The sequence below is a fragment of the Halarchaeum sp. P4 genome (assembly GCF_051195175.1).
Classification (GTDB): domain Archaea; phylum Halobacteriota; class Halobacteria; order Halobacteriales; family Halobacteriaceae; genus Halarchaeum.
Genome location: NZ_JBNTKC010000002.1, coordinates 337,656 through 351,213 on the forward strand (window position 1 = coordinate 337,656; position 13,558 = coordinate 351,213).

Consider the following 13,558-nt stretch of genomic DNA (forward strand, 5'->3'; position numbering starts at 1 on the left):
ACGCGCCGCGCGTCAGTCGCGCCTCACGCGCACGAGGGCGACGACCACGACGGAGACGGCGACGGCGAACAGCGCGGGGGCGATGAACAGCAGCCAGAACGGCTCGTGCCCCCCGTCCGCGCTCGTGGGCGTCGTCTCCTTCACGATGTCGAACGTGCTCGTCCCGGCGAGCGCCGCCGACTCGGGGTTCAGGACGAGCGTGACGCCCCCTTCGCGTCCGGGGTCGGGCACGCGGACGCCGTCGAGGGTCGCGGTGACCGACTCGCGCGCCGTGACGTCGAGCGTCCGGGGGAGCGTCGCGACGAGCACGCCCTGCCGCATCGAGACGGTCGACGCCGTGACAGTCGTGCTCCCGGCCGAAACCGTGACGTTTCGCGCGGCGAGGCCGTCGAGGCCCGCGCGGTAGTCCGTGTAGACGGCGACCCGGCGGAGCGACACCGAGCGTTCGACGCCGAGGGCGAGGTGGAGCATCGTCGGCGTCGCCGCGACGGCGGGGTCAGGCGTCACGGCGAGCGAGTCGGCAGTCGTCTCCTGCGTGAAGAGGACCCACCGGCGGTCGGTCGAGGCGTTCAGCGCGGCGTCGGACGCGTCGAACGCCCCGTTCGCGTTCGAGTCGTTGTACGCGACGACGCGCACCCGATGGACGCCCGTGACGTTCGCGCGCGTCGGCACGTCGAGGCCGTCCACCGCGGAGCCGCGCCGCAGGTCGAGGCGGTCGGTGTGGCCGAGCACCGCCCCGGAGGCGTTCTCCGCGACGAGGAAGACCGAGGCGTTCGCCCGCGTGGAGAACCCCACCGAGAGCGGCGGCGTCGGCTGTGGATCCGAGATGGGGAAGTAGGTGAGCCCCGAGAGCGGCGAGTCGGTGTCGGCGTCGTCCGCGGCGACGGAACCGGTGACCGGCACGCCGGCCGTGACGAGGAGGAGCGCGCAGAGGGCGAGCACGGGGAGGCGGCGCATGGACGACGCGACGCGTGTCGTCGGGAAGGGGTTTCGGGTGGGTGTAGCGCGCGTTTGAGCGTCGGTCCCTCCGCAGACGCGGTGTTACGGGAGGAGTCGGGCGACGATATCGGCGACACTACGTCCCGGTGAGTCGCCGCCTTTGTCCGCTCCGCGTGCCTTCTCGGACGCGTTCTCGCTCGCGGGCGTGTCCGGGGCGTTCGACGGCGGCGACGCGGCGGTCCCGGCGCCGCCGGCGACGGTGAGTCGCTTCGTCGCCCGGACGTCGCGCGAGGAGGCCGCGACCTCGACCTCGAAGGCGCCGTCGTTCACCGTCCACTCCTCGGTCTCGGGGTCCCAGTACTGGAAGGCGTCGCGACCCAGCTCGACTTCGACGGTCTTCGTCTCGCCGGCGGGGACGGTCACGTTCGCGAAGCCCTTGAGCTCCCGCGGCGGCCGTTCGACAGCGGGGTCGACCTCCCGAACGTACACCTGCACCGTCTCGGTCCCCTCGCGATCGCCGGTGTTCGTCACGTCGACGCTGACGGTGACGCCGGCGTCGGGCGTGGTCTTCCGCCGGGAGAGCGAGGCGTCCGCGTACTCGAAGTCGGTGTAGGTCTCGCCGTGACCGAACGCGAAGAGCGGCTCGGTCTCCTGCTGGTCGAACCAGCGGTAGCCGACGAAGACGCCCTCGTCGTAGTGGACGACGTTGTTCTCGCCGGGGTACTCGTGGATTTCGTCGGCGGGGTAGTCGTCCATCGACTTCCCGAAGGTGAGCGGGAGGCGACCGCCGGGTTCGGCCTCGCCGAAGAGGAGGTTCGCGGCGGCCGCACCGCCCTCCTGGCCGGGGTACCAGAGTTCGAGAACGCTCGGGACGGCGTCCAGCCACGGCATCGTGATGGGGCCGCCGGTGTTCAGGAGGGCGACGGTGGTCTCGTTCGCGTCCGCGACGGCGGCGACGACGTCGTTCTGGTTGCCGTCGAGGGTCATGTCGTCGCGGTCGCTGCTCTCCGTCGAACTCCCCTTCGCGAGGACGACGGCGGCGTCCGCGTTCGCGGCGGCGTCGCTGGCCTCCTGCACGGGGTCGACGTCCGGGCGACTCCACTGGAGGCCGAGGATGGTCTCGCCGGAGTCCGAAGGGTTCGCCACCTCGAGCGTGACGTCGTAGGTCTCGCCCTGCTGGAGGTCGAGGTTGCCCGTGACGGTGTTCGTGCCGAGGAACCCGCCGCCGTTGTCGACGACCGTCTCGCCGTCGACCGTGAGGCTGCTCGCGTTCTGGCTGGTGAGTGCGAACTCGAACGTCCCGCTCGCGGGCGCGGTGAGCGTCCCCGTCCAGCGCGCGGAGAAGGATTCGGGGTCGATGCCCTCGACGTCGATGTTGTCGTCGGAGAAACGGAAGTGGTCGTCGACGCGGGTCGCGACCGCGCTGCCCGAGAAGTCCGTGGAGTCGTAGTAGTGGCCGGTGAGCCCGGGTTCGCCGTCGGCCGTCGAGAGGTGTTCGGCGTCGACGAGCCGGTAGCCGTCGGAGTCGACGACGGTGACCTCGACGTCGTCGCCGACGAGGTTGCGAATCCCCTCCACGGGGCCGACACGACCCGTCGCGTCGACGTTCGAACTCCCGCCGCCGCCGATGCGGAAGGTCCGCGGGTCGGAGCCGACGAGCGCGAGCGAGTCGATGCTGGCGGCGTCGAGCGGCAGGACGTCGTTCTCGTTCTTCAGCAGGACGGCACCGTCCTCGGCGAGTTCGCGCGAGAGTTCGCGGTGGGCGTCGTAGTCGGCGCTCGGCGTCTCGGCGTCGTCGCCGCGGTCGAGCACGCCGAAGCGCTCCATCTGCCGGAGGATGCGCCGGACCATCTCGTTCAGTCGCTCCTCGCTGACGAGCCCCTGCTGGACCGCCGTCTTCAGTTCCTCGTCGAAGTAGCCGGGGATGGAGGGGTAGGCGGTGCCGGGCATGTCGAGGTCGAGGCCGCCGTTCGCGGCGTCGACAGCGTCGTGGGTTGCACCCCAGTCGGACATGACGAAGCCGTCGAAGCCCCATTCGTCCTTCAGCACCTCCTGCAGGAGGACGTCGTGTTCGGTCATGTAGGTGCCGTTGACCCGGTTGTACGCGGCCATGATGGCGCCGACGCCGCCCTCCTGGACGGCGGCGCGGAACGCGGGCAGGTAGCATTCGCGGAGCGCGCGTTCGGAGACGTCGACGCTGACGCCGGGGAGTTCCTGGAGCGGCCCGCCGCGGTTGTCCTCCTGGTTGTTCGCGACGAAGTGTTTCGCCGTCGCGATGACGTCCTCGGACTGGGCGCCGTCGGTGAACGCGGCGGCGAGTTCGCCGGCGAGGAAGGGGTCCTCACCGAAGTACTCGAACGTCCGGCCGTTGACGGGGACGCGCGCGAGGTTCATCGCGGGTGCGAGGAGGACGTCCTGGTCCTTCGCGCGGGCCTCCCGACCCATCGCGCTCCCCTCCTCGGTGACGCGCTCGCGGTCGAAGGACGCGGCGAGCCCGACGGTCGCGGGGAACGCGGTGGATTCGCCGTTGCGGACGCCGAGCGGCCCGTCGCTCATCTTGAGGTCGGGGATGCCGAGGCGCTCGACCGGCGGGATGTAGCCGGTCGCGGGCCCCTCGTGGCCGTGGACGAGCTGAATCTTCTCGTCGAGGGTGAGCTGTTCGACGAGCGAGTCGACGCGGGACGCGTCTTCTGCTGCGGCGGCGGGCGCGGCGTTCACGAGCAGCGTGCTCGCGACGGCAGCCGCGCCGGTCGTCTGGAGTACGCGTCGGCGCGAGAGGTCGAGCGACGGCAGCGTGTCGTCGTGTGGCATGCGTTACCAGCACGAAAGTAGATTACAATAAACGTTGTTGGATTAATCCTGATAGTAGTAAATCGTTTGTTGAACTGGCACAGCAAACACAGACGAGTGACAGTCCTCGGCGGGCGAAACCGGCTACTGGAGCGCCCTCAGTGCGCGATAGTCTGCGCCACAGCGAGCGCATGATGAACTCGGAGTTCACCGAGCGCCGGCGGAGACCGGGAGACGTATATCCGCGGGCGTCCGCGCTCGGGGCGGGGCATGGAAGACCTCGTCACCGAACTCACGAACCTTGGGTTCTCCGAGAAGGAAGCGGAGACGTACCTCGCCGTCGTCGAACTCGGGGAGACCACGCTGAGCGACGTCGCCGACGCCGCTGACGTCTCCAAACGCTACGCCTACGACGTCTGCGAGTGCCTCGATGCCGAGGGCTTCCTCGAGATGCGCGACTACGTCACCCCGACGACCGTCCGCCCCGTCCCGCCCGCCGAGGCGTTCGAGACGGTCGCCGAGACCGTCCAGACCGTCGAGTCAGCGGTCGAGCGGCGCTACGAGCGCCCCGCCTCGCGCGCCGGCCAGTTCGAGGTCGTCAAGACGCCCGGAACGGTGCTCGACCGGTTCCGCGAAATCGTCCGCGGCGTCGACGAGGAGTTGATGTTGCTGCTCCCCACCCAGTACCTCCCCGCCCTCGCCGACGACCTCCGGGACGCCGTCGACCGCGACGTCCTCACGCTCCTCCTCCTCTGCGACGACCACCCCACCGACGTCGACCTCGACGGTGTCGCCAACGTCGTCCGGCACACCGCCTACCCCACCCCGACCTTCCTCGCCGGCGACCTCGAACGCGCGTTCATCGCCCCGCAGGGGGTCCTCTCGCACCGCGGGGGCGACGAGCGCGCCATCGGCTTCCAGCAGCCGTGGCTCGCGAGCGTCGTGGTCACCGCGTTCCTCGGCGACTACTGGGGGCTTGGCGACGAACTCGCGGTGTGTCGCCCGCTCGACCCGCCCACCGAGTACCGGAGCTTCCGCCGCGCCGTCTTCGACGCGACGCTCCACGCGAACGCCGGCCACGACGTCCACGCCGCGCTCGACGCCGCTCCCACCGACTCGGGGGCCGGGGACGCGACCCGTCGCCTCGCCGGCCGCGTCGTCGACACCCGGCAGGGCATCGTCGAACCCACGAACAGCCGGATGAGCGTCGAGCACGCCCTCGTCCTCGACACCGGCGACGGCCGCGTCAGTGTCGGCGGCGAGGACGCGTTCCTCGAGGACTACTGCGTCAGCGAACCCGCCCGCGTCCGCGTCCACGCGCACTGACCGTATGGCGCCACGAGTTTCAGAACGCATTTTAGCCCGCGTAGCGCACACCGTAGCATGTTCCTAGCACTCCGCGCGGAAGTCGAGGACGCGCTCGAAGCGGCGCTCGAGGACCTCGACCTCCCGTCGGACGACCTCGGCATCGAGGAGCCCCCCGAGGGCGTGGACGCCGTGCTCGCCTCCAGCGCGGCGTTCCGACTCGCGGGCGCGGCGGAGGCCGCACCCCCCGAAGTCGCCGGCCGCATCGCCGACGCCGTCGAGACGGACGGCCTCACCTACGTCAGCGAGGTCCGCGCACAGGGTCCCTACGTGAACGTCCTGCCGACCCCCGCCTACTACGCTGACACGCTCGAGGCGGGCCGCGAGGAGGAGTACGGCCACCTGCCCGCCACCGGCCAGGACGTCCTCGTCGAGCACACCTCCGCGAACCCGACCGGCCCCGTCCACGTCGGCCGCGCGCGCAATCCCATCGTCGGCGACGCCGTCGCGCGCCTCATGGACTACGCAGGCCACGACGTCACCAAGGAGTACTACGTGAACGACGCCGGCCGGCAGATGGCCGTCTTCACGTGGGCTTACGAGACGTTCGACGAGGACGACCTCGAGAGCGACCCCGAGCGCGACCGCATCGAGTACGACCTCGTGCGCTACTACCGCAAGGGCAACCAGTACCTCGAGGAGGCCGACCCCGAGGCCGTCGAGGAGGCCGAGGACGAGATTCAGGCCATCCTCCAGGGTCTCGAGGCGGGCGACGAGGACACCTACGAGCGCGTCCAGCGCGTCGTCGACCAAGTCCTCAGCGGCATGCAGGAGTGTCTCCTGCGCCTCCCCGCTGAGTTCGACGAGTTCGTCAAGGAGACCGAGTTCATGCTCGACGGCTCCACGGAAGCACTCGCCGAGCGCCTCAAGGAGACCGACGAGGCTGTCCTCGAGGAGGGCGCGTGGCAACTCGACCTCTCCGAGTGGGGGTACGAGAAGAAACTCGTCTTCCTCCGCTCGGACGGGACGAGTCTGTATACGACCCGCGACCTCGCCCACCACGAGTGGAAGTTCGAGGAGTACGACCGCTCGATTACGGTGCTCGGCGAGGACCACAAACTGCAGGCCGGCCAACTGCAGGCGGCCCTCGAACTTCTCGGGAACGACACCGAGCAACTCGACGACGTCATCTACTCCTACGTCAACCTCCCCGAGGGCAAGATGAGCACCCGTGCGGGGACCGGCGTCGACCTCGACGACCTCCTCGACGAGGCCATCCGCCGCGCCCGCGACGAGGTCGAGTCCCGCCTCGACGAGCGCATCCGCGACGACGAACTCGACGAGGAGGACGTCGAGCGCATCGCCGAGCAGGTGGGTGTGGGTGCCGTCCGCTACGACATCGTCTCCAAGCAGCCCGCGAAAGCCATCACGTTCGAGTGGGAGGAGGCGCTCGACTTCGAGGCCCAGAGCGCGCCCTACGTCCAGTACGCGCACGCGCGCTGCTGTGGCATCCTCGAAGAGGCCGACCAGCCCGCCGAGGTCGACGCCAGCGTCCTCGACGACGACGCCGAAATCGACCTGCTGCGCAAGACCGCACGCTTCCCCGGCGTCATCGAGGCCGCCGCCGAGGACTTGGAGCCCCATCAGGTCGCGACGTTCGCCCGCGAGTACGCGGACGCCTTCAATGCCTTCTACCGCGAGTGCCCCGTCCTCGCCGACGACGTCGACCCCGCCGTCCGCGGTGCGCGCCTCGCGCTCGTCGCGTCCGCCCGCAACACCCTCGCCAACGCCCTCGACGTCCTCGGCGTCGAAGCGCCCACCTCGATGTAGGCGGGGCGACAGGACACGACGCGACCCGCTCGGCCTCGCCGAAATACGGAAGGAGAGTGCGCGCGGTGACTCGCGCGAACCGCCGGACGGCGGCCGTTCGCGCGACGGCGAGTCACCGACGGTTCAGGACGGTGCGTCTCAGGCTTCGAGGACGGTGCCGCCGGCGCCGACGGCGACGACGAGGCCGTCGGTTTCGACGACGCCCTTGAGGTTCTGCCCGGTCGGAGTGGCGACCTGCGACCAGGCGCCGTCCGTCTGCTCGAAGACCGTCCCGCCGCCGCCGACGCTGTAGCCGGTCTGGCCGGTCACGTCGACGTCGCGGAGGGACGCGTCGCCGGTGTCCGAGCGGACCCACGTCGCGCCGTCCCACTCGTAGACGGAGCCGCCGCCGCCCGCGACTTCGACGTCGTCGCTCGCGTCCGAGTCGACGGCGTAGAAGTTGTAGTTGGCGTTCTCGATGCCGATTTTGTCCCAGGAGCCGCCGTCGGCGGTCGAGAAGACAGTCTGGTTCCCGTCGACCGCGTGACCGGACTTGGGCCCGTGGAAGTCGATGGCCGTGATGGCCGACCCGGAGCCGGGCGTCGTCCCGTCCCAGCTGCCGGCCTCGCCGTTCTCGAAGCTGGCGTAGATGTGGCCGGAGTCGCCGGCGACGTAGACGTTCGCCTCGCCGGCCGTCCCGGTCACCGCGACGTCGTTGAAGTTGTTCGTGACGTCGTTGGGCGCGGAGTGATTGTAGAGCGTCCCGGTGGAGACGTCGTACTCGCCGATGGCCCCCGACCCACCGACGAACCAGAGTCGCTCGCCGTCGTCGGTCACGTCGGCGCCGTAGAGCGAGTTGCCGTTGCCGGACGGACCGCCGTCGAGGACCTTCTTCCAGAGGCCCTCGGTCCGCGTGAGGACGACGCCGGACGTCCCGACCGCGTAGAGTCCCCCGGACGTGGCCGCGACGTCGTGGAGCGTGTTGCTCGTCTCGGACTCCACGACGTCGAACCTCGTGTCGGACGCCGTCGCCGAGGCTGCCCCCAACGCGCTGATAGTCAGTGTACTCCCAATCCCCCTGAGGAACGTACGCCGCTTCATCGCGGGTTTCCTCATAGAGCATCCCTCTATTGTGAGTTTTCTGCCAAATATTTTGTGTTAGGTACCATCGTCTACCTAAGTCAATTCGGCGAATATTAGATTAGAGAGAAGTATAGTCAGCAGAGGGATAGCGGAATAGTAGCCCTGAAATCCCAAATCATCCGAGGTTAGATTTGACATCGATGAAAACATCGTTGTTAGATGACTATGTTATCGAACGCGTTCTTGGGTAATATATTCGGATAGAATCGAGTATCAGATTTAGTATCTATTGGGAGAGATTGCTCGGTGGACCGGTCGAATGTGCGGCGGCAGTCAGGTGACAGGACACTGGGGCAGGGGCAGCCGTCAGAAGAGCCAGCCCGCCTGTATCGCGGCGACGAGGCCGGTGAGGACGAAGACACTGAGGACGGTGGTGACGAAGATGACGGTGCTCATGTAGTCGGCGGTGTCGAACTCGTCGCCGGCGTCGCTGTAGGCGATGACGATGGCGAGCGGGGTGACGGCGGCAGGCGTCGCGCACTCGAGGACGAAGACGTTGGCGACGGCGGGGTCGGCGAAGCCGACGACGAGGGCGATGGCGACGCCGACGAGGGGCGCGACGAGGAGTTTGAGCGTACTCGGGAAGACGGCGCGGCGAAGGTGACCGAGTTCGACGTCGGCGAGGCGAATGCCGACGACGGTGAGCATGAGGGGGATGGAGGCGCTGCCGACGCTATCCACCGTGGTCATGAACGTGCCATCAACGGGCGGCACCCAGCCGAGGAATCGGAGGAGCGCCGCGGCGGCGACGGCGTAGACGAGCGGGAGGCGGAAGACCTCCCGGAGCGCGCTCGCGGCACCGGCCGTCGAGTCGTGACTCGCGGAGACGACGTAGACGCCGAGCGTGTAGAGGAGGACGCTCTGCGTGGTGAGGAAGAGCGTCGCGGTGGTCTCGCCGAGGTCACCGAAGACGAACGCGGAGAGCGGGATGCCGACGAACCCCGAGTTCGGGAACGCGCTCGCGAGGACGGCGCCCGAGAGCAGCGAGTCGGGGAGGCCGAGGGCGCGCCCGGCGGCGTAGGCGATGGCCATGACGACCAGCGCGTAGGCGAGGACGGCGCCGACGAGCGAGACGACGGCGTCCCCGCTCAGGTCGGTGGTGGCGACGCCGTGGAAGACGAGCGCGGGGAGGAAGAAGGTGAGCGCGACGGTGTTGAGCGGTTCGACGTCGACGTCGGTCGCCGTCCCGATGAGGTAGCCGACGGCGGCAATCGCGACGATGGGGAGGACCGCGGACGTGAACGCGCCGAGGAGCGTCACCGGCATCGTCGCGTCGTTGCGCCGTCGGGCACAAAGCCCCTTCCCAATCGACGCGCGTGAGGGCGGAATCCCCGCTGTTTTTAGGCGCGGGGGTCGTACTCCGCGCCGACGCGTCCACGCCGACATCAGCGGGTAGACCGTCTGACGGCCGCGTCGGACCGACGGCCGTGGGTGGTGGACGCCGGTGGCGGTCAGGAACACGCATGGAGATAGAAATCGCGACAATCGGGGGATACGAGGAGGTCGGTCGCAACATGACGGCCGTCCGCGCCGGCGACGACGTCGTCATCTTCGACATGGGGTTGAACCTCTCCGAGGTCCTCCTCCACGACGACGTCGCCGTCGAGCGGATGCACAGCCTCGACCTCATCGATTTGGGCGCGATTCCCGACGACCGCGCCGTCGGCGACCTCGAAGGGTCGGTGCGGGCCATCGTCTTCTCGCACGGCCACCTCGACCACGTCGGCGCGGTCGGGAAACTCGCCCACCGCTACGACGCCCCCATCGTCGCGACGCCCTTCACCCTCGAACTCGTGAAGGACCAGCTCGCGGGCGAGGAGCGCTTCGAGACGGACAACACGCTCGTGTCGATGGAGCCCGGCGAGACGATTCCCATCGGCGCGCGCTGTGAGCTGGAGTTCGTCCACGTGACCCACTCGACGGTCGGCGCGGTCAACCCCGTCCTCCACACGCCGGAGGGCGCGGTGGTCTACGGCCTCGACAAGCGCCTCGACCACACGCCGGTCATCGAGGACCCAATCGACGTGGAGCGGTTCTCCGAACTCGGTGATCGGGGCGTCCTCGCCTACATCGAGGACTGCACGAACGCGGGTCGTAAGGGCCGCACGCCCAGCGAGTCGGTCGCCCGCGCGCGCCTCCGGGACGTTTTCGACAGCCTCGCCGACACCGACGGCGCGCTCGTCGCCACGACGTTCGCCAGCCACGTCGCCCGCGTCGCCAGCATCGTCGAGTTCGCCCGCGAGATTGGGCGCGAGCCGATATTGCTCGGCCGCTCGATGCAGACCTACGCCACGACCGCGCGCCACTTCGACTACCCGATACCCGAGGACGTCGAGGCGCACGGCCACCGGGCGAGCATCGAGCGCGCGCTCCGCCGCGTCGCCAACGAGGGCCGGGAGGACTTCTGTCTCGTCGTCACCGGCCATCAGGGCGAACCGCGCGCGATGCTCTCCCGCATGGCGCGCAACGAGACGCCGTTCGAGTTCGACGCCGGGGACGCCGTCGTCTTCAGCGCCCGGACGATTCCGGAGCCGACGAACGAAGGCCAACGCCACCGACTCGAAACCCTGCTCCGCCAGCGCGGCGTCCGACTCTACGACGACGTCCACGTCTCCGGCCACCTCCGAGACGAAGGCCACTACGAGATGCTCGAACGCCTCCGCCCCGAGAACGTCGTCCCCGCACACCAGACGCTCAGTGGTATCGCATCCTACGTCACCCTCGCCGAATCACAGGGCTACACGCCCGGCGAGGACGTACACATCCCCCGAAACGGAACGACCATCCAACTTGCAGAATAAATGACACAGAACACGCGCGAAGACACGGTGCTGTCCGCCATCGAGGACCGACGCGAACTCGTCAACGACGCCATCGACGAGGAGCTCCCGATGGACGAACCCGAACGACTCTACGAGGCTTCCCGCTACCTGCTCGAGGCGGGCGGGAAGCGCCTCCGTCCGACGGTCGCCTTGCTCGTCGCGGAGGCGCTCGCGGACGTCGAACCGCTCGCCGAGGACTACCAGGCGTTCCCCGCCGTCGACGGCGAACCCGTCGACGTCATGGCCGCCGCCGTCTCCATCGAGGTCATCCAGTCGTTCACCCTCATCCACGACGACATCATGGACGACGACGACCTCCGTCGCGGCGTCCCCGCCGTCCACCGCGAGTACGACACCGAGACCGCCATCCTCGCCGGCGACACCCTCTACTCGAAGGCGTTCGAGATCATGCTCCGGACGGAGGCCCCGGCCGCGTCCAGCCTCGACGCCATCGAACTCCTCGCGCAGACCTGCACGCGCATCTGCGAGGGCCAGGCGCTCGACGTCGACTTCGAGACCCGCACCGACGTCGACGTCGACGAGTACCTCGACATGGTCGAGCGCAAGACCGCCGTCCTCTACGGGGCCGCCGCGAGCGTCCCCGCCATCGTCATGGGCGCGGACGAGGACGTCATCGACGCCCTCTACCAGTACGGCGTCAACGTCGGGCAGGCCTTCCAGATTCAGGACGACGTCCTCGACCTGACCGTCCCCTCCGAGAAGCTCGGCAAACAGCGCGGGAGCGACCTCGTCGAGGACAAACAGACCGTCATCACCGTCCACGCACGCGACCACGGCGTCGACGTCGACGACCTCGTGGACGCCGAGGACCCCGAGAACGTCACCGACGAGGAAATCGACGCCGCCGTCGCGAAACTCGAGGAGGCCGGCAGCATCGACTACGCACGTGACCTCGCCGAAGACCTCGTCGAGGAGGGCAAGCGCGAACTCGAAGTCCTCCCCGACAACGAGGCGCGCTACCTCCTCGAGGAAATCGCCCACTACCTCATCGAACGCGGGTACTAGACCGCGACCTTTTGCAACTGCAGAGCGCCCAACGGCGCTCAAACGCTGCAAAAGCTCGTAGGTCAAAGGGTACTTACCGATACGCGCCCCTAGTACACCGTAATGAGCGAGCAGCAGGGCGAAGAGGCGTCCGAGGACCGCCGGAAGTACGAGTTCCGGAAGGTCATCGAGAAGCTCCAGGATTACTCCGGGAGCGGGACGCAACTCGTCTCCATCTACGTCCCCGAGGACAAGCAGGTCTCCGACGTGGTCGCCCACGTCACACAGGAGCACTCGGAGGCGTCGAACATCAAATCGAAGCAGACTCGAACGGCGGTGCAGGACGCGCTGACGTCCATCAAGGACCGCCTGCGCTACTACGACACCTACCCGCCGGAGAACGGGATGGTCCTCTTCTCGGGGTCCATCGACGTCGGCGGCGGGCAGTCGGACATGGTGACGGAGGTCTTGGAGTCACCGCCCGAGCCCGTGCAGTCGTTCCGCTATCACTGTGACAGCGAGTTCCTCACGGAGCCGCTGGAGAACATGTTTGCGGACAAGGGCCTCTACGGGCTCATCGTCCTCGACCGGCGAGAGGCGAACGTCGGGTGGCTGAAGGGCAAGCGCGTCGAGCCCGTGAAGTCCGCCTCCTCGCTGGTGCCGGGCAAGCAGCGCAAAGGTGGCCAGTCCGCCCAGCGTTTCGCGCGTCTGCGCCTCGAGGCCATCGACAACTTCTACCAGGAGGTCGCGGAGATGGCGGACGACCTGTTCGTCCCGCGCCGCCACGAGCTCGACGGCGTGCTGGTGGGCGGTCCGTCCCCGACGAAGGACGAATTCCTCGACGGCGACTACCTCCACCACGAACTGCAGGACAAGGTCCTCGGGAAGTTCGACGTCTCCTACACGGACGAGTCCGGCCTCTACGACCTCGTCGACGCCGGCGAGGACGCGCTCGCGGACGCGGCGCTCATGGAGGACAAGAACGCAATGGAGCGCTTCTTCAAGGAACTCCACAACGGCGAACTCGCCACGTATGGCTTCGAGGCGACGCGCCGCAACCTCATCATGGGCTCGGTGGAGACGCTCCTCCTGAGCGAGGACCTCCGGCAGGACGTCGTGACCTACGAGTGCTCGAACGGCCACGAGGAGCGCGAACTCCTCGACCGCCGCACAGACGCGATTCCCGAGCACGAATGCGGGGAGTGTGGCGAGACGGTCGAGGAGGGCGAGCGCGAGGACGTCATCGACCATCTGATGAACATCGCCGACCAGCGCGGGACGGACACGACGTTCATCTCGACTGACTTCGAGAAGGGCGAGCAGCTCCTGAACGCCTTCGGCGGCATCGCGGGACTGCTGCGCTACTCGACGGGCGTCTAAGCGACGCCGACCTGCTGGTCGCTATCTCTTCTGCGGGGCGCGACGCCGAGAGCTACGGGGTCGTCGCTCGAAAAAAGTTCGGCGGCGAGTGTCGCTTACGCGGCGTAGGTCGATTCGAGGTACTCGACGATATCGTCGCTCTCCGGCATCCCCTCGATGTCGTTTTCGGGGTCGACGAGGACGGGGACGCCGGTCTGCCCGCTCACGGCCTCGACCTCCTCGCGCTGGTCGTGCGAGCGGGGGACCTCGTGGGCTTCGTAGTCGAGGCCGAGTTCGTCGAGTTTCGAGGTGACTTTCGCACAGTACGGGCAGCCGGGCAGGACGTAGAGTTCGATGTCACTCATGGCGAGACGTAGCGCGTCGAG

The 13,558-nt window shown here is 68.4% G+C and carries 10 protein-coding genes; 5 read left to right on the forward strand and 5 right to left on the reverse strand.

Annotation, left to right across the window (positions count from 1 at the left end; all coding sequences use genetic code 11):
* Positions 1 to 12: 12 nt before the first annotated feature.
* Together ACQUS8_RS09890 and ACQUS8_RS09895 are read right to left on the reverse strand one after the other, a co-directional pair.
* The gene (locus ACQUS8_RS09890) at positions 13 to 957 is read right to left on the reverse strand and encodes a hypothetical protein (protein ID WP_435100337.1); all 945 of its coding nucleotides are present in this window, start codon (positions 955 to 957) and stop codon (positions 13 to 15) included.
* A gap of 84 nt (positions 958 to 1,041) precedes the next feature.
* Entirely contained in the window at positions 1,042 to 3,750 is a 2,709-nt protein-coding gene (locus tag ACQUS8_RS09895) for a glycoside hydrolase family 3 C-terminal domain-containing protein (RefSeq protein ID WP_435100340.1), read from the reverse strand.
* Between the two features lie 249 nt (positions 3,751 to 3,999).
* Between ACQUS8_RS09895 and ACQUS8_RS09900 the strand changes: the two genes are divergently transcribed.
* On the forward strand, positions 4,000 to 5,055 hold the full coding sequence (locus tag ACQUS8_RS09900) for a TrmB family transcriptional regulator sugar-binding domain-containing protein (RefSeq protein WP_435100343.1): 1,056 nt from the start codon (positions 4,000 to 4,002) through the stop codon (positions 5,053 to 5,055).
* A gap of 57 nt (positions 5,056 to 5,112) precedes the next feature.
* Entirely contained in the window at positions 5,113 to 6,864 is a 1,752-nt protein-coding gene (argS, locus tag ACQUS8_RS09905; RefSeq protein ID WP_435100346.1) for an arginine--tRNA ligase, read from the forward strand.
* A 138-nt stretch (positions 6,865 to 7,002) separates the two neighbouring features.
* On the opposite strand, the gene ACQUS8_RS09910 is transcribed toward argS, so the two are convergent.
* Together ACQUS8_RS09910 and ACQUS8_RS09915 are read right to left on the reverse strand one after the other, a co-directional pair.
* Positions 7,003 to 7,959, reverse strand: a complete 957-nt coding sequence (locus tag ACQUS8_RS09910; RefSeq protein ID WP_435100349.1) for a hypothetical protein — start codon at positions 7,957 to 7,959, stop codon at positions 7,003 to 7,005.
* A 333-nt stretch (positions 7,960 to 8,292) separates the two neighbouring features.
* Complete coding sequence (locus ACQUS8_RS09915; RefSeq protein WP_435101030.1) at positions 8,293 to 9,246, reverse strand: AEC family transporter; 954 nt, start codon at positions 9,244 to 9,246, stop codon at positions 8,293 to 8,295.
* Positions 9,247 to 9,449: 203 nt separating this feature from the next.
* Here ACQUS8_RS09915 and ACQUS8_RS09920 point away from each other — a divergent pair, with 203 nt between their 5' ends.
* From ACQUS8_RS09920 to prf1, 3 genes are all read left to right on the forward strand, one after another.
* Positions 9,450 to 10,787: an MBL fold metallo-hydrolase gene (locus tag ACQUS8_RS09920; RefSeq protein ID WP_435100352.1), complete on the forward strand. Its 1,338-nt coding sequence runs from the start codon at positions 9,450 to 9,452 to the stop codon at positions 10,785 to 10,787.
* Entirely contained in the window at positions 10,788 to 11,834 is a 1,047-nt protein-coding gene (gene idsA3 / locus ACQUS8_RS09925) for a geranylfarnesyl diphosphate synthase (protein ID WP_435100355.1), read from the forward strand.
* A gap of 102 nt (positions 11,835 to 11,936) precedes the next feature.
* Positions 11,937 to 13,193, forward strand: a complete 1,257-nt coding sequence (gene prf1, locus ACQUS8_RS09930; protein ID WP_435100358.1) for a peptide chain release factor aRF-1 — start codon at positions 11,937 to 11,939, stop codon at positions 13,191 to 13,193.
* 95 nt (positions 13,194 to 13,288) lie between these two features.
* On the opposite strand, the gene ACQUS8_RS09935 is transcribed toward prf1, so the two are convergent.
* Positions 13,289 to 13,537 carry a glutaredoxin family protein gene (locus tag ACQUS8_RS09935; RefSeq protein ID WP_435100361.1) on the reverse strand — a complete coding sequence of 83 codons (249 nt, stop codon included), beginning with the start codon at positions 13,535 to 13,537 and terminating at the stop codon, positions 13,289 to 13,291.
* Positions 13,538 to 13,558 lie beyond the last annotated feature (21 nt).

Bases quoted from the DNA above. Each gene is read 5' to 3' on its own strand.
- idsA3 (WP_435100355.1), top strand. From the start codon at position 10,788: ATGACACAGAACACGCGCGAAGACACGGTGCTGTCCGCCATCGAGGAC.
- ACQUS8_RS09935 (WP_435100361.1), bottom strand. From the start codon at position 13,537: ATGAGTGACATCGAACTCTACGTCCTGCCCGGCTGCCCGTACTGTGCG.
- ACQUS8_RS09895 (WP_435100340.1), bottom strand. From the start codon at position 3,750: ATGCCACACGACGACACGCTGCCGTCGCTCGACCTCTCGCGCCGACGC.
- prf1 (WP_435100358.1), top strand. From the start codon at position 11,937: ATGAGCGAGCAGCAGGGCGAAGAGGCGTCCGAGGACCGCCGGAAGTAC.
- ACQUS8_RS09900 (WP_435100343.1), top strand. From the start codon at position 4,000: ATGGAAGACCTCGTCACCGAACTCACGAACCTTGGGTTCTCCGAGAAG.
- ACQUS8_RS09890 (WP_435100337.1), bottom strand. From the start codon at position 957: ATGCGCCGCCTCCCCGTGCTCGCCCTCTGCGCGCTCCTCCTCGTCACG.
- ACQUS8_RS09920 (WP_435100352.1), top strand. From the start codon at position 9,450: ATGGAGATAGAAATCGCGACAATCGGGGGATACGAGGAGGTCGGTCGC.
- ACQUS8_RS09910 (WP_435100349.1), bottom strand. From the start codon at position 7,959: ATGAGGAAACCCGCGATGAAGCGGCGTACGTTCCTCAGGGGGATTGGG.
- argS (WP_435100346.1), top strand. From the start codon at position 5,113: ATGTTCCTAGCACTCCGCGCGGAAGTCGAGGACGCGCTCGAAGCGGCG.